At 72.6% G+C, this 20,188-nt stretch carries 19 protein-coding genes; 7 read left to right on the forward strand and 12 right to left on the reverse strand.

Going from position 1 to position 20,188, the window contains the following annotated elements:
- Positions 1–101: 101 nt before the first annotated feature.
- Positions 102–1,187, forward strand: coding sequence for a DUF3866 family protein (locus KBX06_RS19735; protein WP_210837225.1), 1,086 nt, complete (start codon positions 102–104; stop codon positions 1,185–1,187).
- A 78-nt stretch (positions 1,188–1,265) separates the two neighbouring features.
- On the opposite strand, the gene KBX06_RS19740 is transcribed toward KBX06_RS19735, so the two are convergent.
- From KBX06_RS19740 to arc, 9 genes are all read right to left on the reverse strand, one after another.
- The gene (locus KBX06_RS19740; protein ID WP_210837228.1) at positions 1,266–1,814 is read right to left on the reverse strand and encodes a carboxymuconolactone decarboxylase family protein; all 549 of its coding nucleotides are present in this window, start codon (positions 1,812–1,814) and stop codon (positions 1,266–1,268) included.
- Positions 1,815–2,008: 194 nt separating this feature from the next.
- Positions 2,009–2,194 (reverse strand): hypothetical protein, encoded by a 186-nt coding sequence (locus KBX06_RS19745; protein ID WP_210837230.1) that lies wholly within the window; start codon positions 2,192–2,194, stop codon positions 2,009–2,011.
- A 68-nt stretch (positions 2,195–2,262) separates the two neighbouring features.
- Positions 2,263–3,621, reverse strand: coding sequence for a Pup--protein ligase (gene pafA / locus KBX06_RS19750; protein WP_210837237.1), 1,359 nt, complete (start codon positions 3,619–3,621; stop codon positions 2,263–2,265).
- Positions 3,622–3,892: 271 nt separating this feature from the next.
- Positions 3,893–4,714 carry a proteasome subunit alpha gene (prcA, locus tag KBX06_RS19755; RefSeq protein WP_210837239.1) on the reverse strand — a complete coding sequence of 274 codons (822 nt, stop codon included), beginning with the start codon at positions 4,712–4,714 and terminating at the stop codon, positions 3,893–3,895.
- Between the two features lie 61 nt (positions 4,715–4,775).
- Positions 4,776–5,615 (reverse strand): proteasome subunit beta, encoded by an 840-nt coding sequence (prcB, locus tag KBX06_RS19760; protein WP_210837240.1) that lies wholly within the window; start codon positions 5,613–5,615, stop codon positions 4,776–4,778.
- Entirely contained in the window at positions 5,534–5,992 is a 459-nt protein-coding gene (locus KBX06_RS19765) for an endonuclease VII domain-containing protein (protein ID WP_307854687.1), read from the reverse strand. Before KBX06_RS19765 ends, prcB begins: the two co-directional genes overlap by 82 nt.
- A gap of 248 nt (positions 5,993–6,240) precedes the next feature.
- Positions 6,241–6,456, reverse strand: coding sequence for a ubiquitin-like protein Pup (locus KBX06_RS19770; protein WP_210837242.1), 216 nt, complete (start codon positions 6,454–6,456; stop codon positions 6,241–6,243).
- A gap of 106 nt (positions 6,457–6,562) precedes the next feature.
- Positions 6,563–8,080: a depupylase/deamidase Dop gene (gene dop, locus KBX06_RS19775; RefSeq protein ID WP_374225656.1), complete on the reverse strand. Its 1,518-nt coding sequence runs from the start codon at positions 8,078–8,080 to the stop codon at positions 6,563–6,565.
- A gap of 165 nt (positions 8,081–8,245) precedes the next feature.
- Positions 8,246–10,027: a proteasome ATPase gene (gene arc, locus KBX06_RS19780; protein WP_210837244.1), complete on the reverse strand. Its 1,782-nt coding sequence runs from the start codon at positions 10,025–10,027 to the stop codon at positions 8,246–8,248.
- A gap of 177 nt (positions 10,028–10,204) precedes the next feature.
- Here arc and KBX06_RS19785 point away from each other — a divergent pair, with 177 nt between their 5' ends.
- Complete coding sequence (locus KBX06_RS19785) at positions 10,205–10,501, forward strand: ferredoxin (RefSeq protein ID WP_210837247.1); 297 nt, start codon at positions 10,205–10,207, stop codon at positions 10,499–10,501.
- A gap of 72 nt (positions 10,502–10,573) precedes the next feature.
- Here KBX06_RS19785 and KBX06_RS19790 read toward each other — a convergent pair whose 3' ends face one another.
- From KBX06_RS19790 to KBX06_RS19800, 3 genes are all read right to left on the reverse strand, one after another.
- The gene (locus tag KBX06_RS19790; RefSeq protein WP_210837249.1) at positions 10,574–11,146 is read right to left on the reverse strand and encodes a hypothetical protein; all 573 of its coding nucleotides are present in this window, start codon (positions 11,144–11,146) and stop codon (positions 10,574–10,576) included.
- An 81-nt stretch (positions 11,147–11,227) separates the two neighbouring features.
- On the reverse strand, positions 11,228–12,220 hold the full coding sequence (locus KBX06_RS19795; RefSeq protein WP_374225657.1) for a tRNA (adenine-N1)-methyltransferase: 993 nt from the start codon (positions 12,218–12,220) through the stop codon (positions 11,228–11,230).
- On the reverse strand, positions 12,217–13,275 hold the full coding sequence (locus tag KBX06_RS19800) for a M50 family metallopeptidase (RefSeq protein ID WP_374225659.1): 1,059 nt from the start codon (positions 13,273–13,275) through the stop codon (positions 12,217–12,219). Before KBX06_RS19800 ends, KBX06_RS19795 begins: the two co-directional genes overlap by 4 nt.
- Positions 13,276–13,452: 177 nt before the next feature.
- On the opposite strand from KBX06_RS19800, the gene KBX06_RS19805 reads away from it, so the two are divergent.
- The 5 genes from KBX06_RS19805 to KBX06_RS19825 all read left to right on the forward strand — a co-directional run bounded on the left by KBX06_RS19805 (position 13,453) and on the right by KBX06_RS19825 (position 20,177).
- A complete protein-coding gene (locus tag KBX06_RS19805; RefSeq protein WP_210837253.1) occupies positions 13,453–14,364 on the forward strand; it encodes a RecB family exonuclease in 912 nt (303 codons plus the stop codon).
- Between the two features lie 242 nt (positions 14,365–14,606).
- Complete coding sequence (locus KBX06_RS19810) at positions 14,607–15,803, forward strand: sensor histidine kinase (protein WP_210837255.1); 1,197 nt, start codon at positions 14,607–14,609, stop codon at positions 15,801–15,803.
- Positions 15,804–15,828: 25 nt separating this feature from the next.
- Positions 15,829–16,515, forward strand: coding sequence for a response regulator transcription factor (locus tag KBX06_RS19815; protein WP_210837257.1), 687 nt, complete (start codon positions 15,829–15,831; stop codon positions 16,513–16,515).
- A gap of 342 nt (positions 16,516–16,857) precedes the next feature.
- Positions 16,858–17,625: an ABC transporter ATP-binding protein gene (locus KBX06_RS19820; protein ID WP_210837259.1), complete on the forward strand. Its 768-nt coding sequence runs from the start codon at positions 16,858–16,860 to the stop codon at positions 17,623–17,625.
- Complete coding sequence (locus tag KBX06_RS19825; protein WP_210837261.1) at positions 17,625–20,177, forward strand: ABC transporter permease; 2,553 nt, start codon at positions 17,625–17,627, stop codon at positions 20,175–20,177. The genes KBX06_RS19820 and KBX06_RS19825 overlap by 1 nt, the downstream gene beginning before the upstream one ends.
- The last annotated feature ends 11 nt before the right edge of the window (positions 20,178–20,188 follow it).

Raw genomic sequence — 20,188 nt, forward strand, 5'->3', positions numbered from 1 at the left:
TCGCACCACCGGCCCCACGGCGACGGCCCGGAGCAGGGCGGCCCCGGCGGCCGACCGCCCCGGGCGTGCCGGCCCGCGGCGGCGACGCTAGCGTGCCGGACATGGTGCGATGGCGGTCGGGAACGGTGACGGCGCTGCGGCGAGAGTGGGCCGGGGCGGTGGAACTGGACGTCGACCTGGCCGACGGAGGCACCGTACGGGCCCTGGCCTACCCCGCGCTCGTCGGCCGGCCCGAGCCCGGCGACCGGGTGCTGCTCAACGCCGGCGCGCTGCTGATGGGCCTCGGCACCGGCGGGTACGCCCTCGTCGTGGCGCTGCCCGACCGGCTGCCGCCGGACCCGCCGCAGGCCCTCGACAGCCGCGACGCCGGGCACCTGGTCAAGGCCCGCTACACCCCGTTGCAGCCGATCCTGCTCGGCGTCGACGAGGAGGCGTCCCCGCACCGGGAGGTCATGGCCGCCGCCGACGACCTGGCCGGCCTGCCCGTCGTCACCGCCGACCTGCACTCGGCGCTGCCCGCCGTCCTGGCCGGCATCCACGCCGACGCCCCCGCTGCCCGGGTGGCGTACCTGCTGACCGACGGCGGGGCACTGCCGGCCTGGTTCTCCCGCACCCTCGCCCGGTTGCGCGAGCACCTCGTCGGCACGGTCAGCGTCGGCCAGTCCTTCGGCGGGGACCTGGAGGCGAGCACCCTGCACAGCGGACTGCTGGCCGCCCGGCACGTACTGCGCGCCGACCTCGCGATCGTCGCCCAGGGGCCGGGCAACCTGGGCACCGGCACCCGGTGGGGCTTCTCGGGGGTGGCCGTCGGCGAGGCCGTCAACGCCGTCGCCACGCTGGGCGGACGCCCGGTCGGATCGCTGCGCATCTCCGAGGTCGACCCCCGGCCCCGGCACCGGGGCGTGTCGCACCACAGCCTCACCGCGTACGGCCGGGTGGCCCTCGCCCCCGCCGAGCTGGTCGTGCCCGACGGCCTGGCCCCGGCGCTGGCCGGCGAGGTGGACGCGGCGCTGGCGCCCCTCGCGGCACGGCACACCCTCGTCCGGGTGCCGACCGACGGGCTCGACGCCGCGCTGCGGGCCGCACCCGCGCCGCTGTCCACCATGGGCCGGGGACTCGACGCCGACCACGCCTACTTCCTGGCCGCCGCCGCGGCCGGCCGGCACGCCGCACGCCTGCTGCCCTGATCCCGCCCGGCCCCGCGGGGAGGGGGAAGAGCGGCTCCTCGGCGGGCGGAGCGGGGTCGGCTCGCCGCCCTTCGCCGGTCAGCTCGTGCCGTAGCCGTAGCGCACGATGTGCTCGGCGGTCCGCTCGTAGACCACCGGGTCCTCCGGGGCCAGCGTGCCGAGCCCGTCGACGTACCGGTTGAACATGCAGAACGCCGCCGCGATCAGGACCGTGTCGTGGATCTCCAGGTCCGTCGCGCCAGCGCCCCGGGCGGCCTTGACCAGCTCCGGCGTCACGTCCCGACCGGTGCGCTGCACGGCTGCGGCGATCTCCAGTAGCGCCCGCAGCTTGTCGCTGACCTCGGCGGTCGCCGGATCGGCACGTACCTGGTCGACCAGCCGCATGCCCGAGGGCAGCTGCGCCGCCGCGAACGCCGAGTGCGACGCGCAGCAGAACCGGCACTCGTTCAGCCCCGACACGTACGCCGCGATCAGCTCCCGCTCGCCGGGCGTCAGCGTCGGGTGCGGGGCGCGCAGCAGCGTCTCCGCCAGCTCGTTGAGCGGCTTGGCCGTCTCGGGGCGGAACCGCATCGGGCCGCTGATGCCCGGATGCGCCCGCTCGTCGAGACCGAGGTCGATGTGCGCCATGCCGCCACCCTCCCTGCCGCGGTCACGCGGGTGCGTGACCGGTCACCGGAAACGCCGGACGGGCATGACGGTTCCAGCTGCACCGGAGCCGGCACAACTTCGAGATTGCGGCAGCACCGGGCCGGCCCGGCCACCGCGCCGGCTCGGCCACCACTGGCGTCGGCAGACCGGGCCGGCCTCGCGTCAGGAGCGGCTCAGACCAGGAAGATCAGGGCCAGCCAGGCACCCACGATCAACGCCAGCGCGAGCGCCAGCACCCAGGTGGGCACCGTGTACTCGCCGCGCCGGTTGCGCTCGATCTCGGCGCGGATCTTCTCGCGGCGGCGCTCGGCCCAGTTCTGCTTCTGCCGGCCGCTCTCGGGAGGTTCGGAAGTCGTCATGGCGCGGTCAGCCTACCGGCCCCGCCGGCCCGGACGGCGCTGGGCACCGCACCGGGCCGGGTCCGCCGTCACATGCTGGCGATCAGCCGCTCCACCCGCTCGTCGTACGCCCGGAACGGGTCCTTGCAGAGCACGGTGCGCTGCGCCTGGTCGTTGAGCTTCAGGTGCACCCAGTCGACGGTGAAGTCCCGCCGCTTCTCCTGGGCGTGCCGGATGAACTCCCCGCGCAACCGGGCCCGGGTCGTCTGCGGCGGCGTCTCCTTGGCCTCGTAGATCTCCGGGTCGGTCGCCACCCGGTCCACCTCCCCGCGCCGCTCCAGCAGCCCGTACAGGCCCCGGCCCCGGCGCAGGTCGTGGTAGGCGAGGTCCATCTGCGCCACCCGCGGGTGCGACAGCGGCAGGTCGTGCTTGCGTTGGTAGCGCTCGATGAGCCGCAGCTTGGTCACCCAGTCGATCTCCCGCGACACCGGCTCCAGGTCGCCGGTCTCCACGGCGCGCAGCACCCGGCCCCACAGCTCGACCACCCGCTTGGCGGTCTGGTCGCCGCCGCGCCGCTCCACGAACTCGGTTGCCTTGGCCAGGTATTCCTGCTGGATCTCCAACGCGCTGACCTCCTTGCCGGAGGAGAGCCGCACCTTACGCCGGCCGGTGATGTCGTGCGAGACCTCGCGGATCGCCCGGATCGGGTTCTCCAGCGTCAGGTCGCGCATCACCACCCCCGCCTCGATCATCCGCAGCACGATGTCGGCGGTGCCGACCTTGAGCAGCGTGGTGACCTCGTTCATGTTGGAGTCGCCGACGATGACGTGCAGCCGGCGGTAGCGCTCCGCGTCGGCGTGCGGCTCGTCGCGGGTGTTGATGATCGGCCGGCTCCGGGTCGTCGCCGACGACACGCCCTCCCAGATGTGCTCGGCGCGCTGCGAGAGGCAGTAGACCGCTCCGCGCGGCGTCTGCAACACCTTGCCCGCCCCGCAGATCAACTGCCGGGTGACCAGGAACGGGATCAACACGTCGGCCAGCCGGCCGAACTCCCCGTGCCGCGACACCAGGTAGTTCTCGTGGCAGCCGTACGAGTTGCCGGCCGAGTCGGTGTTGTTCTTGAACAGGTAGATGTCACCCGCGATGCCCTCGTCGTGCAGCCGCTTCTCCGCGTCGATGAGCAGGCCCTCCAGGATCCGCTCGCCAGCCCGGTCGTGCGCGACCAGGTCCACCACCGAGTCGCATTCCGGGGTGGCGTACTCCGGGTGCGAACCGACGTCCAGGTAGAGCCGGGCGCCGTTGCGCAGGAAGACGTTGCTCGACCGGCCCCACGACACCACGCGGCGGAAGAGGTACCGGGCGACCTCGTCGGGGGACAGCCGCCGCTGCCCACGGTAGGTGCAGGTGACGCCGTACTCGGTCTCGAGGCCGAAGATTCGCCGCTCCATGAATAGACATTAGCCGCCCGAGGCCCCAGATGGGCAGCGCACACCGCGCCCGTCTCACGCCGGCCGTCCCGCAGAGCCCGCCGCGCGGCCGATCGCCCGGGCTCGCTCCTGAATTCCGTACGCCCAGGCCTCCCCGGTTACCGCCGGCCCCTTGTCGGCCCAGGGCGGAACGCGGGCGAGGCGGAGCAGGGTCAGGCGGCGGGCGCGGATCCGGGCGGGCGGTCGTTCGGGCGTGTCGACGCCCCGGCTGCCCGCCCGGCACGCGCTTCCGCTACGCCTCGGGGGTCTCCTGGCCCTCCAGGTCCGCCGAGCCGGCCGACGTGGTGGGCTTCTTCGCCTCCTCGCTCGGCGACGTCGGCGTCTCCGGGCGGGCCGACACCGGCTCCTCGGCCTTGTCGCCGTTGAGCAGCGCGGTCAACGCGGCCCCGGTGACACGGCGGAACGTCCGCCCCACCCGGCGCCGGTCCAGGACCGCCACCTCCAGTTGGTTCGCGGCGATGGTGCGGGCGGCGCCGCCCTCTCCCCCGACGCTGCTCAGCGCCTGCATCGCGACCTTGACGGCCTCGCCCAGCGACATGTCCGGGCGGTGGTGCGACTTCAGCACACCGGTGATCGCCTCGGCCTGCCCACCCATGGCCATCCGGCCCGGCTCGTCGTTGACGGAGCCGTCGTAGGTGAGCCGGTAGAGCTCGTCGTCCTCGGCGGTCGCGCCGACCTCGGCCACGCAGATCTCCACCTCGAACGGCTTCGACTGCTCGGTGAAGATGGCGCCCAGGGTCTGCGCGAACGCGTTCGCCAGGGCCCGACCGGTGACGTCGCGCCGGTCGTAGCTCAGGCCGTTCAGGTCGGCCATCCGCACCCCGGCGCGGCGCAGGTTCTCGAACTCGTTGTAGCGGCCGACGGCGGCGAAGCCGATCCGGTCGTAGATCTCACTGACCTTGTGCAGGGCGCTGGAGAGGTTCTCCGCGACGAAGAGCACCCCACCCTCGTAGCTCAGGACCACCGCGCTGCGGCCCCGGGCGATGCCCTTGCGGGCCAGCTCGGAGCGGTCGCGCATGATCTGCTCGGGCGAGGCGTAGAACTGCATGGCCACGGCGGCGGTTCTCCTTAGGGCGCTGTGCTGACGGCTGCTGACTGGTGCGGGCGCGAGCGGGTCAACCGCCCGGATTCTCCATCCGGCCGGAGACCACGCTCTCGGCGATCGCCGACATCTCCTCGTCGGTGAGCCGGTGGGTACCCTCCGCCGTCGCCGTCATGACCACCGGATAGATGCGCCGGATCAGGTCCGGGCCGCCGGTCGCGGTGTCGTCGTCGGCCGCGTCGTAGAGCGCCTCCACCGCGAGCCGGACCGCCTCGTCGATGGAGAGCCCCGGCTGGAAGCGCTTCTTCAACGCCGACCGGGCGAACAGCGAGCCGGAGCCGATCGCGTCGTAGCCGGTCTCCTCGTAGGGGCCACCGGTGACGTCGAAGCTGAAGATCCGCCCGGCGCGCGCCGGATCCTTCGCGGCCAGGTCGAACCCGGCGAAGAGCGGGATCACCGCGAGACCCTGCATCGCGGCGCCCAGGTTGCCGCGGATCATCGAGGCGAGGCGGTTGGCCTTGCCGTCGAGCGAGAGCATCGCGCCCTCGATCTTCTCGTAGTGCTCCAACTCCACCTGGAACAGTCGCATCAGCTCGATGCCGATCCCCGCCGTGCCGGCGATGCCGACCAGGGAGTGCGCGTCGGCCGGGTGCACCTTCTCGATGTCGCGCTGGGCGATCAGGTTGCCCATGGTGGCCCGCCGGTCGCCGGCCATCACGACGCCGCCGGCTGCCGAGATCGCCACGATGGTCGTCGCGTGCGGCGCCATGTCCGCGGCCATCCCCGGCGGCAGGGGCCGGCGGCCGGGCAGCATCTCGGGGGCCACCCTGCTCAGGAACGAGGTGAAGGAGGACGTCCCCGCGTTGGTGAACACATCTGGTAGACGCCCGGATGGATCAAAACCCGCTGCCACGTGGTTCCTCTCAGATATGTGATCGCCTCCGCCAGCCGCGACTGATCGTCACGGAACTGGCCGAGACCACCGTTGCAGTTGAAGCACAATATCCCGCGCACCCACCCGGTGCGATGGTCGTGGTCGAGATGTTGCGGGTCCGCACCGCCACAGATCGCGCAGACCCCGCCCTGCTCGGCCAGGAGCTCCTGGAACTCCTTCTCCCCGATGCCGTAGCGCCGCCGCAGGTGGTATTCACGACTGCCGCCGTGGAGCCGCGTCCGCGACTCCCTGCCCTTCTCGTTGTGGCAGGGCTTGCAGTATCGGCCGTGGCCACCCGCCCGGATCGGTTGCGGGGAAAGTCCGCCAGCACCTTGACCGCATCGCAAGCCGGACACCGGCGGTACCCCGCTGGCACCGCCGATAGCTGACGCACCTCACGCCCATCCCGTTCCCGGGCGCGCTTCGCGTAGCTGGCCTTCGAACGCGCATTGAAGCACGGTTTGCAGTAGCTGCCTCGACCGTCTGGTCTCCTGCTGTTGGCGCAGAAGTCCGCTAAGGGCTTCCACATGCCGCAGTCGCGGCAGGGACGCTCACCGTTTCGGTCATCCCACTGCCCAGACATGCCCGAAATGCCAGGTAGAACCTATTCACCCCCTTTCTGTACGTAACCGCGCACGAATTCCTCGGCGTTCTCCTCCAGGACGGAGTCGATCTCGTCGAGCAGGTCGTCGACGTCCTCGGTGATCTCGGCGTGCCGTTCCGCCACCTCCGGGTTCGCCTCGGTGGTGGCGTCCTCGATCTCCTCGCCCTGACGCGACTTGCCCGACTGCGACTGCCCGCCGCTGTCACGAGTGGCCATTGCTGCCTCCTCCACGATCGCCCTGCGATCAACTTACCTCGCGCAGGCGACGAAAAGCCCGCCGCGCGCCGGCTTCGGCACACGGCGGGCAATCGGCAACGACGCCTCAGCCGCCGGTGAGGGTCTCCAACAGGTCCTTCGCGCTGGGGCAGCGGTCGAAGAGCGCACCCACGTGCTTGCGGGTGCCGCGCTCCGGCTCCATCATCGGCACCCGCACCAGCGACTCCCGGCCGACGTCGAAGATCACCGAGTCCCAGCTCGCCGCGACGACCTCGGAGGCGTACTGGGCCAGGCAACGGCCGCGGAAGTAGGCCCGGGTGTCCTCCGGCGGCTCGGTCATCGCGGTACGGGTCTGCTCGTCGTCGAGCAGCGTCTTCATCGCGCCCCGGGAGACCAGCCGATGGTAGAGGCCCTTCTCGGGGCGGACGTCGGAGTATTGCAGGTCGACCAGCTGGAGCTTGTGCGAGCCCCAGCCGAGCTGCTCGCGCTCCCGGTAGCCCTCCAGCAGCCGCAGCTTGGCCACCCAGTCCAGCTCGTCGGCGCAGAGCATGACGTCGCGGCCCAGCCTGTCCAGCACGTGCTCCCAGCGGGCGAGCACGTCGAGAGTCTGCTCGTCGGCGTCGGTGCCGTAGCGGTCGTCCACGAAGGACCGGACCCGCTCGTAGTAGGCCCACTGCACGTCCAGGGCGGTCAGTCGCCGTCCGTCACGCAGCCGCATCCGGTGCGTCAGGCTCGGATCGTGGCTGACGGCGCGCAGTTCGCTGACCGGGTCGGCGATGCCGAGGTCGGCGCCGAGCGCCTTCTCCTCGATCATTGTGAGGATCAGCGCCGTGGTGCCGACCTTGAGGTACGTGGAGATCTCCGACAGGTTCGCGTCGCCGATGATGACGTGCAGCCGGCGGTACTTGTCGGCGTCGGCGTGCGGCTCGTCGCGGGTGTTGATGATCGGCCGCTTGAGGGTGGTCTCCAGGCCGACCTCGACCTCGAAGAAGTCCGCACGCTGGGAGATCTGGAAGCCGTTCTGCCCGCCGTCCTGGCCGATGCCGACCCGGCCGGCGCCGCAGACGATCTGCCGGGTCACGAAGAACGGCGTCAGGTACGCGACGATGTCGGCGAACGGCGTCTGGCGGCGCATCAGGTAGTTCTCGTGCGAGCCGTAGCTGGCGCCCTTGTTGTCGGTGTTGTTCTTGTAGAGGTGGATCGGCTGGGTGCCGGGGATCGTGGCGGCGCGGCGGGCCGCCTCGGCCATCACCCGCTCCCCCGCCTTGTCCCAGCGCACCACGTCCAGGGGGTTGGTCACCTCGGGCGTGGAGTATTCCGGGTGGGCGTGGTCGACGTAGAGCCGCGCCCCGTTGGTGAGTATCACGTTGGCCAGCCCGAGGTCCTCGTCGGCGAGCGCCTCGGCCGGGTCGTACGCGGCGCCGGAGTAGGTGAAGCCGCGCGCGTCCCGCAGCGGCGACTCCTCCTCGTAGTCCCAGCGGGCGCGGCCGCCCCGGTTGAGTTCCGGGCGTGCCCCGTAGGCGTTGACCACCTGCGAGGAGGTGACCATGGGGTTGGCCCCGGCCTGGCCGGGAACGGAGATGCCGTACTCGACCTCGGTGCCCATGATCCGTCTTACGCTCATCGACCTACCCGCTTCGCTCGCCCGACCCGGTCCCCCGTCACGTCGAGCGTAGTCGGCCGCGCGGCGGAAGGGGGCGCGGCGGACCGGGCGACGGGGCCCGGCGGCAGGCGCGGGACGGCACTGGGCCCGTGACGCGTCGCGTCACGGGCCCAGTGCCGGTGTCCGTCAGAGGTACTGGCCGGTGTTGCTGGCGGTCTCGATGGACCGGCCGGCATCGGTGCCCTTTCCGCCGGAGACGAGCGTGCGGATGTAGACGATCCGCTCGCCCTTCTTGCCGGAGATGCGGGCCCAGTCGTCGGGGTTGGTGGTGTTGGGCAGGTCCTCGTTCTCGCGGAACTCGTCGACGCAGGCGTCGAGGAGGTGCTGCAGGCGCAGGCCCTTGCGTCCGGAGGTGAGGAACTCCTTGATGGCCATCTTCTTGCCCCGGTCGACGATGTTCTGGATCATCGCGCCGGAGTTGAAGTCCTTGAAGTAGAGGACTTCCTTGTCGCCGTTGGCGTAGGTGACCTCGAGGAAGCGGTTCTCCTCGGTCTCCGAGTACATCCGCAGCACGACCGCGTCGATCATCGCCGCGACGGTGGCCTGGGGGTCGCCGCCGTGCTCGGCCAGGTCGTCCGGGTGCAGGGGCAGCCCGGAGAGGATGTACTTGGAGAAGATGTCCTTGGCCGCCTCGGCGTCCGGTCGCTCGATCTTGATCTTCACGTCGAGTCGGCCGGGGCGCAGGATCGCCGGGTCGATCATGTCTTCCCGGTTGGAGGCGCCGATGACGATGACGTTCTCCAGCCCCTCGACACCGTCGATCTCACTGAGCAGCTGCGGGACGATGGTGTTCTCGACGTCGGAGGAGACGCCGGAGCCGCGGGTGCGGAAGATCGAGTCCATCTCGTCGAAGAACACGATGACCGGGGTGCCCTCGCCCGCCTTCTCACGGGCGCGCTGGAAGATCAACCGGATGTGCCGCTCGGTCTCGCCGACGTACTTGTTGAGCAGCTCCGGGCCCTTGATGTTGAGGAAGAAGCTGGTGTGCTTCTCCTTGCCCTCCCGCTCGGCGATCTTCTTCGCCAGCGAGTTGGCCACCGCCTTGGCGATCAGCGTCTTGCCGCAGCCGGGCGGACCGTAGAGCAGGATGCCCTTCGGCGGGCGGAGCTGGTGCTCGCGGAACAGGTCGGCGTGCAGGAAGGGCAGTTCCACCGCGTCGCGGATCTGCTCGATCTGCGAGTGCAGGCCACCGATGTCGGTGTAGTCGACGTCGGGCACCTCCTCCAGGACCAGTTCCTCGACCTCGCTCTTCGGGATCCGCTCGTACGCGTACGCCGAACGGGGCTCGATCATGAGCGAGTCGCCGGCCCTGATCGGCGCGCCGATCAGGGTGTCGGCGAGGTGCACGATGCGCTCCTCGTCGGCGTGCGAGACCACCAGGGCCCGGTCGCCCGGGCTGCCGTCGGGACCCGCGAGGATCTCCTTGAGCATCGCCACCTCGCCGACCCGCTCGAAACCGAACGCGTCGACGATGTTGAGCGCGTCGTTGAGCAGGACCTCCTGGCCGCGCCGCAGCTCGGCGACGTCCAGCGAGGGCGAGACGGCGACGCGGAGCTTGCGTCCGCCGGTGAAGACGTCCACCGTGCCGTCGTCGTGCCGCGCGAGGAAGACGCCGTAACCACTCGGCGGTTGCGCGAGGCGGTCGATCTCCTCCTTGAGCGTCACGATCTGCGCGCGAGCCTCCTTGAGGGTGCTCACGAGCCGGTCGTTGTTCTCGGTCAGCCGCGCCAACTGTGCCTGGGTGGCCGCCAGCCGCTCTTCGAGCTGCCGGACGTGTCGGGGGCTTTCGGTCAACTTGCGCCGCACCAGAGCGAGTTCCTCTTGAAGGAACGCGACCTGCGTGGAGAGATCGTGGGCCTCCTTCTCCCACCGTGCGGCGCGCGAGTCCGCGTCGTCGCTGCGTGCCACGTCCCACCTCCCCGGGGGGCTTGAACGTTCTGCCCTAACACTAGCCGCTATGAGGCCGATTCGGTCCCACGCAACGCCCTCGTCACCGAACCTTGATCGCGAAGGGTGGCCCCGAGGGCCGGTCCGCGCGTTCGGGTACCGTCGGTGCGTGGCACGGGAGAACATGGGGGGTGCGCCGTGGCGGAGGTCGTGACGGATCAGCTGAAGGTCTGGGTTGACCAGGATCTCTGCACGGGCGACGGGCTCTGCGTGCAGTACGCGCCCGAGGTCTTCGAGTTCGACGTCGACGGGCTGGCCTACGTCAAGGGCTCCGACGGCGAGCTGCGGGTGGCGCCGGGCAGCCGGGTCGACGTGCCGGAGCACCTGCGCCTCGAGGTCATCGACTCGGCGAAGGAGTGCCCGGGCGAGTGCATCCACGTGGTGCGCGGCAGCGACGGCGTCGAGGTGGCCGGCCCGGAGGCCGAGGAGGGCTGAGGGCCCGGCCTCCGCCTCGCCGGGAGGACGAGCCGGCGCGCGACCCACCGGCGGAGACGCCGGGCGTACGGCTCAGAGCATCGGGCGGCCGACCACCGAGGCGACCAGGCGGGCGAACTCCTCCAGCCGGGCGATCTGTCCGGCGCCGCCGTCGTCGAGCGTCTTGCCGAAGCGCAGCGCGTCGTGCCGGGGCCCACCCGTCGCCTCGTCGGTGGGCGGCGCCTCGTCCAGCGAGGTGAGCAGCAGATAGACGTCGATGCTGTCGACCCGGATCCCGCCGTCCTCGTCGCGGGTCAGCCGGCGTCGGCAGCCGACCTCCGTCACGGTGGAGACCGGCACCACCCGCAGCGACGAGGTCATCGATCCCGGTGGTCCCTCCCCCGGCGGCACGTCCTCGCCGTGCCAGAGGACGAGGCGGCTGCCGTCGCAGACCACGACCTCCTGCCACACCCCGTTGACCTCGTTGACGAAGCGTTCCAGGGTGAAGCCGAGCACCGACGCGCCGCGCAGCACCCCGCCGAGCGCCTCCAGCGCGACGTCGGGGTCCCGCAGGTAGGCCCGCGCCGCCGACTCGAGGTCCTGGTAGGGCGACCAGTCCGGGAACACCGCCGGCAGGTCGCCCCCGCCGAAGCCGGGCCGGCTCATTCCACCTCCCCGTGCCCGGCCCGCCGGCGCGCGCCGGCGGGCCGAATCCGTCCGTTCACTCCTCGTCGCCCCGCCGCACCGTCACGACCGTTCCGTGTCCTCGGCCGCCGCCTGCTGGGCCGAGGCGACCGCCGCCTGCCTGGCGGCCTCCGCCTCGCGCAGCACCTGGCGACGTTCGGCGTACGCCTCGGCGCCCTTGCTGGGCTTGCGCCGCCGCGGCGGTGCGGTGACGCCGGGGGCGAGCTTACGCGCGGAGACCAGGAACGCGGTGTGCGCGATCATGCGGTGGTCCGGTCGCACGGCCAGGCCCTCGGCGTGCCAGTCACGCACCAGCGACTCCCAGGCTCGCGGCTCGGTCCAGCCGCCGCGCTCGCGCAGCGCCTCGACCAGCTCGGACAGCTGAGGGGTGGTGGCGACGTAGCCGATGAACACGCCGCCGGGCACCAGGGCCCGCTCGACCATGTCGAGGGTCTCCCACGGGGTGAGCATGTCGAGGATGATCCGGTCGAAGCCGGTCTCGGCGCAGCCGGCGACGTCACCGACGTGCAGGTGCCATGCGGGGTGCGGCCCGTTGAAGAACGCCTCGACGTTGCGCCGGGCGATCTGGGCGAAGTCGTCGCGCACCTCGAACGAGTGCAGCTCGCCCCCGGTGCCGACCGCGCGCAGCAGCGAGCAGGACAGCGCGCCGGAGCCGGCGCCGGCCTCGAGGACCTTGGCCCCGGGAAAGACGTCGCCCATGGCGACGATCTGGGCGGAGTCCTTCGGGTAGATCACCTGGGCGCCGCGCGGCATGGAGAGCACGTAGTCCGACAGCAGCGGCCGCAGGGCCAGGAACGCGGTGCCGCCGCCGGTGGTGGTGACCACACTGCCGTCCGGCAGGCCGATCAGCGCGTCGTGCTCGAGGATGCCGCGGTGGGTGTGGAAGGCCTTGCCGGGCTCCAGGGTGACCGTGTGCATCCGCCCCTTGGGGTCGGTCAGCTGCACCCGGTCGCCGGGCCGGAACGGGCCGCGGTGCACGGGGGGCAGCGCCGGGGTGCCGGGGTCGGCCGGGACGGCGGGGGGAGTTGCGGTCACGTGTTCATCTTCCGTTTAGGTTCGAGGAGCTGAGCGAGATCCGCGATGTGCAGAACGCCCACGACATCTTCGCCTGAGGTCACCACGTACTGCGCGCCCGGGTGGGTCTGCACGGTCTCCATGACGCGTTCCCCGTCGAGCCCGACCGGCATCGCCGGCAGGTTGGCCAGGGAGCGGGCCACCGCGTCGACGGCCAGCCACGGGCGGCGTTCCACGGGTACGGCCTGCGCGGCGGCGGGGTCGACCAGGGCGACCGGCCGCCCGGCGGTGTCGGTGACCACGAGGGCGGCGCCCGGGGTGGCCCCGTCGGCGCGGCGGCGGTGCGCCTCGGCCAGCGGCGTGCCGGTGGGCACCGTGAGCACGGGCCGGGCCAGCCGGGACAGGTCGATCAGCGGGAATCGGCGGCTGATCCGGGCCATCCGGATCGACTGGCCGGCGCCACGCCACAGGGTGAACGCGACGAGCAGCATCAGCGGCAACGCCAGCGGCGCCAGGTCGCGGGTGAGGGTGAGCAGGACGACCAGCGCGGCGGTGCCGACGGCGACGGCACGCCCCACCCAGCCGGCGACCTCGGTGCCGCGGTGCCGGTCCTGGGTCAGCGCCCAGACCGCCGCCCGCAGCGCCCGGCCGCCGTCGAGCGGCAGCCCGGGCAGGCTGTTGAACAGCGCGACGATGACGTTGCTCACGGCGAGCTGGAACGCGAGCTGGTTGGCCAGGGTGCGGTCGGGCAGGGCGAGGGTGGCGGCGACCGCGAGCACGCCGAGCACGGCGGAGACGGCCGGGCCGGCGAGCGAGACCAGCAGGTCGATCCGGGGCGTCGGGGCGTCGCGGTCCATCTCGGTGTAGCCGCCGAGCAGCTCCAGGGTGATGCCGCGCACACCGATGCCGTAGCGGCGGGCGGTGAGGGCGTGGCCGAGCTCGTGCAGCAGCACCGAGCCGAGCAGGGAGACCACGAAGCCGAAACCGATGAGGTAGCCGGCGAGCTGCGACAGGTCGAGCTGGCGGCGGGCGAACTCGGCGTACAGCACGGTCACCAGCACGGTGAGCAGCACCATCGAGCTGTTGAGGTGCAGCGGCACCCCGAACACCCGGCCCACCCTCAGGCCGCCCCGCGCGTCGGGCCGGCGGCGCGGTCGCCTCGTCTGCTCCATCGGATCGATGCTACGCGGCGGGGATCATGGGTCGGTGCGGCGACGGCGGTGGTGTCACACCGGTGCCCTAACCTTCCGGGCATGACGGCACAACCGGTGAGCACGCAGCAGTCCTCGATCCCGGCCGAGGTCCCCGCGACGGTGCGGGCCTCGCTGTCGCCGTCGCGGGCGGCGGATTTCAAGACCTGCCCGCTGCTCTACCGGTTCCGCAGCATCGACCGGCTGCCCGAGCGGCCGACCGTCGAGCAGGCCCGGGGCACGCTGGTGCACGCGGTGCTGGAACGGTTGTTCGACCTGCCGGCCACCGGGCGCACCCCGGCGGCGGCGGGCGATCTGGTGGCCCCCCAGTGGGACCGGCTGGTCACCGAGCAGCCGGAGCTCGCGGCGCTGTTCGCCGACGGCGACTCCCCCGGGGCGGCCGAGTTCCTGCGCTCCGCCGCCGGGTTGCTGGAGGGCTACTTCGCGGTGGAGGATCCGCGCCGGCTGGAGCCGGCCGAGCGGGAGAGCCTCATCTCGGCGGTGGTCGACGAGGAGCTGCTGATCCGGGGCTACGTCGACCGGCTCGACGTGGCGCCCGACGGGGCGCTGCGGGTGGTCGACTACAAGACCGGCGGCGCGCCGCGGGAGGCGTTCGAGGCCCGGGCGTTGTTCCAGCTCAAGTTCTACGCGCTGGTGCTCTGGCGCACCCGGGGCGTGGTTCCCCGGGTGCTGCGGCTGCTCTACCTCAAGGACTCCGAGGTCTGCGACTACGCCCCGGACGCCGACGAGCTGCTGCGCTTCGAGCGCACGGTGGTGGCGTTGTGGCGGGCGATCGAGCAGGCGACCGCCCAGCAGGACTTCCGCCCCCGGCCGAGCCGGCTGTGCGACTGGTGCAGCCACCAGGCGTTCTGCCCGACGTTCGGGGGCACACCGCCGCCGTTTCCGACCCTGGCGGCACCGGATCCGCTGCGCGACGCCCGGTCCCGCCCGACGCCCCCGGGCGCCGACGGGTGACCCGGTGGGTCCGCCCGGCCGGCGCCACGCCGTCGGCCCGCCCCGCGGTCGCGGCCCCCGGCACGGCCGCGGCGAGCAGCAGGACCGTCGCGGCCCCCGGCACCGCCGCGGCGAGCAGCGGGACCGCCGAAGGCGGCCGGCACCAGGCGGGGACGAGTGGCTCTCCTCCTCCTGAGGGAGGAGGCGGCCGGGCTCACCACCGGCGACGATCAATCGGGCGTGCCGGCGGATAGCGTCGCGGTATGACTTCGGGCCCCCGGGCGTGGTTGCGCCGGCACCCTTTCGCCGCGGACACGCTCCTCGCCTGCGGGCTCTTCGTGGCGGAGGTGGTGCTCGCCGCGCTGACCCCCCGCGAGTACCGGCCGGGGAGCCTGCCGGCGCTGCTGGGCTGGAGCGTGGTGTGCGCCGTGCCGGTGGCGTGGCGGCGGGTGGCGCCGTGGCCGGCGGTCGCGACGGCGGTGGCGACGCTGGCGGTGCCCCTGCTGCTCGGTCCCACGCCGGCCACGCAGGGCATGACCTTCATGGTGCTCACCTACACGGCAGCCGCCGCCGGGCCACTACGGACGGCGATCGCGGCGGCGCTGGTGCTGTGGGTCCCGCTCGGCGTCACCAGCGTCCTCGCGCCGCCGCCTGGCGAGCTGGCGAACGTCGACTCCGCCTACCTGGTGCTGGACAACCTGCTGGTCGGGGTGGTGTCGTACTCGGTGGGACGCGCCGTGCACGCCCGCCGGGCCTCCACCGAGGCGCTGCGGGAGCGGGCCCGGGCGGCCGAGGAGAACCAGCGCTCGCTGGCCGAGCGGGCGGTCGCCGACGAACGCAGGCGCATCGCCCGGGAGCTGCACGACGTGGTCGCGCACCACGTCAGCGTGATGGGGGTGCTGGCGACGGGCGCCCGGCGCGTTCTGCCCCGGGACCCGGGCGCGGCCGACGGGGCGCTCACCACCATCGAGGAGACCAGCCGGGCGACGCTGCGGGAGATGCGCCGGCTGCTCGACGTGCTGCGTACCGACGCCGAGCCGGCCGCCGACCTGGCTCCGCAACCGGGCCTCGCCGGCATCGAGGCGCTGGTGGAGCAGGTACGTGACGCCGGTCTGCCGGTGACGCTGCGGGTCGCCGGCACTCCGGGGACGTTGGAGGAGGGGGTGGCGCTGACTCTCTACCGGATCACGCAGGAGGCGCTGACCAACGCGCTCAAGCACGCCGGGGCGGCCACCGCCCAGGTGCGGCTGACCTTCGACGGGGGCACGGTCGACGTGGAGATCACCGACACCGGGCGCGGCCCCGGGACGGGCGGTGACCGGATCGGGCACGGCCTGGTCGGCATGCGGGAGCGGGTGGCCCTCTACGGTGGTGTCCTGCGCACCGGGGCCCGCCCGGGCGGCGGATTCCGGGTGTCGGCGAGGATCCCGGTGGAACCCCGGAGCGGGGCGGCGACGTGACCGGGGATCGGGACGGGGGAATCGGATGAGCGACCCGACGGTGCCGGCACGGCCGGTACGGATCCTGCTCGCCGACGACCAGCCGCTGCTGCGTACCGGGTTCCGGATGGTGCTGGGCACCGAGGACGACCTCGACATCGTGGCCGAGGCCGCCGACGGTCTGGAGGCGGTGCAGCTGTCCCGCCGGCTGCTGCCCGACGTGGTGCTGATGGACATCCGGATGCCGCGGATGGACGGGGTCGCCGCGACCCGGGCGATCGTCGACGCCCGGCTGCCGGTGCGGGTGCTGATCCTGACCACGTTCGACCTGGACGAGTACGTGGTGGGGGCGCTGCGGGCCGGGGCGAGCGGCTTCCTGGCCAAGGACGTGCCGGCCGACGACCTGGTGGCCGCGATCCGGACGGTGGCCGCCGGGGACGCGGTGGTGGCGCCGCGGATCCTCCGGCGTCTGCTGGACCGCTTCGCCGACGCGCTGCCCGATCCCGCCGCCGCGCCGCCCCGGGCGCTGAGCGCCCTGACCGAGCGGGAGCGGGAGGTGCTCGTGCAGATGGCCCGAGGGCTGTCCAACGCCGAGATCGCCCGGGCGTTGTCGGTCAGCGAGACCACCATCAAGACCCACGTCGGGCACGTGCTGACGAAGCTGGGGCTGCGCGACCGGGTGCAGGCCGTGGTGCTGGCGTACGAGTCGGGGCTGGTGCGCCCCCGGGCGTAGCGCCTCGTCGCCGGTGGCGGGGTGCGGCGTACCGTCGGATGCGCCTTGGCACGGCCGCACTGTTGCCGCCGTCACCTACCGTGACCGCAGACGTCGTCGCGTGGTTGACCCTGGCGCGGCGTCACTGTGCAGGATCGGTCCGGGCCGGTGGGAAAAGCTTCCGACCGCCCCCTCACTCAGGGGCAACCCTGAGTGGGCAATGGGGGACACCCGCAGCGCGAAGTCCGCCACGGCTCCGACCGGAGTCGGACGGATCAGGTCGGGCGAGCACAGATGATGGGACTGCCGCGCCGGACCAGCGGGGGCGGCGCGGATCGAAGACAGACGGAAGAGGTAGATGACGTGACCGCGACGGTGGGCCAGCATGCGCAGGCCGCGGCCCGGGCGAGCGACGTGTGGAAGGTGTACGGCAGCGGCGAGGCGCAGGTCGTCGCGCTGCGGGGGGTCAGCGCGGAGTTCGAGCGCGGCCGGTTCACAGCGATCATGGGGCCCTCGGGGTCGGGCAAGTCGACGTTGATGCACTGCCTCGCGGGCCTCGACTCGGTGACCCGTGGCACGGTGTCGATCGGCGAGACGAAGGTCACCGGCCTGAACGACTCGGGCCTGACCAAGCTGCGCCGCGACCGGGTCGGTTTCATCTTCCAGCAGTTCAACCTGCTGCCGACGCTGACGGCGAAGGAGAACATCCTGCTGCCGCTGTCGATCGCCGGGCGCAGGCCGGACCAGGCCTGGTACGACACGGTGATCGCCACGGTCGGGCTGCGTGACCGGCTGGACCACCGGCCGGCGCAGCTCTCCGGCGGTCAGCAGCAGCGGGTGGCGTGCGCCCGCGCGCTGGTCGCCCGCCCCGAGGTGATCTTCGCCGACGAGCCGACCGGCAACCTGGACTCGCGTGCCGGCGCGGAGGTGCTCGGCTTCCTGCGCAACTCGGTGCGCGAGCACGGGCAGACCATCGTGATGGTCACGCACGACCCGACCGCCGCCGCGTACGCCGACCGGGTGGTCTTCCTCGCCGACGGGCAGATCGTCTCGGAGCTGATCGAGCCGACCGCCGAGACGGTGCTGGACACCATGAAGAAGCTCGACACCCCCGCCGAGGTGACGCGCTGATGTTCCGCGCGACCCTGAAGAGCCTGCTGGCCCGCAAGGTCCGGCTGATCCTCTCCGGCCTGGCCGTGGTGCTGGGCGTCATGTTCGTCTCCGGCGCGTTCGTGCTCACCGACACCCTCGGCCGCTCGTTCGACGCGATCTTCGCCGACGCGTACGAGGGGGTGGACGTCAACGTCGCCGCCAGACCGAAGATCGACGTCGGCGAGACGGAGGGCATGCCGGTGGTGCCCGAGCCGGTGCCGGCGGCCGTCCTGGAGAAGATCCGGGCGGTGCCCGGCGTGGCCGAGGCCACGGGCCTGGTCGCCGTCGACGGGGCGCGGCTGATCGGCGCCAACGGCAAGGTGGTCGCCTCGTTCGGTCCGCCCCAGCTGGGCGAGAACTGGACCGGCGAGAGCGAGCTGGTGCAGCTGCGCGAGGGGCGGGCCCCGCAGGCCGACGACGAGATCGTCGTCAACCGGGCGCTCGCGACGGCCGGCAAGGTGAAGGTCGGCGACCGGGTCGGTGTGCTGACCCTGCAGCCCAAGCAGGAGTTCACCATCGTCGGCGTGTTCGGCTACAGCGGCGGCCGGGACTCCATCGGTGGCGCCAACGAGATCATGTTCACCACGCCGGTCGCGCAGCGGCTGATGCTCGGCACGCCGGGCACCTTCAGCAACATCTCGGTCACCGCCGCCGGCGGGGTGTCGGACGCGGCGCTGCGCGACTCCGTGGCCGCCGCGGTGGGCGCCGACTTCGAGGTCAGGACGGGTACGCAGCTGTCGGAGGAGGCGGCGGCCGGCATGAAGGAGGCGCTGTCCTTCTTCAACCGGATCCTGCTCGGCTTCGCGGCGGTGGCGCTGCTGGTGGGCACCTTCCTGATCCTCAACACGTTCTCGATCATCGTGGCGCAGCGCACCCGGGAACTGGCGCTGATGCGCGCCGTCGGGGCGAGCCGGCGCCAGGTCATCGGCTCGGTGGTGCTGGAGGCCGTCGCGGTGGGGCTGGTCGCCTCGGTGCTCGGCCTCGGCGCGGGCATCGGCATCGGCGCGCTGCTGGCGTACCTGTTCAGCACCTTCGCCGGCGGACTGACCCTGGCGGGGATCGGCGTGCCGCTCTCCGCCGTGGTCGGCGCGTTCGCCGTCGGCCTCGTGATCACCGTGGTGGCGGCGCTGCTGCCGGCGCTGCGGGCGTCGCGGATCCCGCCGATCGCCGCGATGCAGGACGTGGCCACCCCCGACCGCCCGCTGACCAGGGTCACCGTGGCCGGCGCGGTCGTCACCGCCGTGGGCGGCGCGCTGCTGGCCCTGGGGCTCACCGGCAACGCCGGGGGCAACACCCTGGCCACCATCCTCGGCGGGGTGCTGTTCGCCTTCATCGGCGTGGCCCTGCTGACGCCGCTGATCAGCCGGCCGGTGGTGGGCCTGCTCGGCGCGGTCTTCGCCTGGTCGGTGCCGGGCAAGCTGGGCCGGCTCAACTCGGGGCGCAACCCGCGCCGCACCGCCATCACCGCCGCCGCGCTGATGGTCGGCATCGCCCTGGTCACCGGGGTGACGGTGATCCTGGATTCGGCGAAGAGCAGCATCGGCGGGCTCGCCCAGGACAACCTGAAGGCGGAGCTGGTGATCGCCGGGGCGCAGAGCGGCCCCCGGCCGCCGAGTTTCGACCCGGCGGTGCTGGAGAAGGCAGCCGCGATCCCGGGGGTGCGCCTGGTCGACGGCGAGTACGGCGACCTGGCGATGGTCGGCGGCCAACGCACCTGGGTGGCGGCGAGCAGTGACATCGCCGCGCTGCGGCAGATCTTCGGGGCCGAGCCCACGGCGGGCGACATCGACCGGCTGGCGCCCGACGAGATGCTGGTCAGCTCCGACACCGCGACGGCCCGCGGCCTGTCGGTGGGGTCGAAGGTGCCGGTGCAGACGTCCCGGGGCGAGGCGCGGACCTACACCGTGACCGGCATCTACGCCGCCTCCCAGCTCACCAATCCGGTGGTGCTGCCGGCGGAGGCGGCGCGTGGCTTCACCATCCCGCAGCCGATCCAGGGCTTCATCCAGCTGGCGCCGGGCACCCGGGTGGCGGACGTGCAGCCGCGGATCGAGGCGCTGCTCGCCGACTCCCCCGAGGTGTCGGTGGCCGACCGGGAGGCGTTCATCGAGCAGCAGACCGGTCAGCTTGACGGGCTGCTCACGATGATCCAGATCCTGCTGGCGCTGGCCATCGTGATCGCCGTGCTCGGCATCGTCAACACCCTGGCGCTGTCGGTGCTGGAGCGCACCCGGGAGCTGGGGCTGCTGCGGGCCATCGGCCTGCGGCGGGCGCAGACCATGCGGATGATCACCGTGGAGGCGGTGGTGATCTCGGTGTTCGGCGCCCTGCTGGGGGTGGTCGTCGGTGCCGGCCTCGGTGCGGCCGTGGTCGAGGCCCTGCGGGACGAGGGGATCACCGACCTGGTGCTGCCCTGGACCCAGATGGGGATCTTCCTGGGCCTCGCCGCGATCGTGGGGGTGGTCGCGGCGGCGTTGCCGGCGGTGCGGGCCGCCCGGATCAACGTGCTGGGCGCCATCGCCCACGACTGATCCCGACGCAC

This window comes from Micromonospora sp. C31, assembly GCF_018070575.1.
Classification (GTDB): domain Bacteria; phylum Actinomycetota; class Actinomycetes; order Mycobacteriales; family Micromonosporaceae; genus Micromonospora.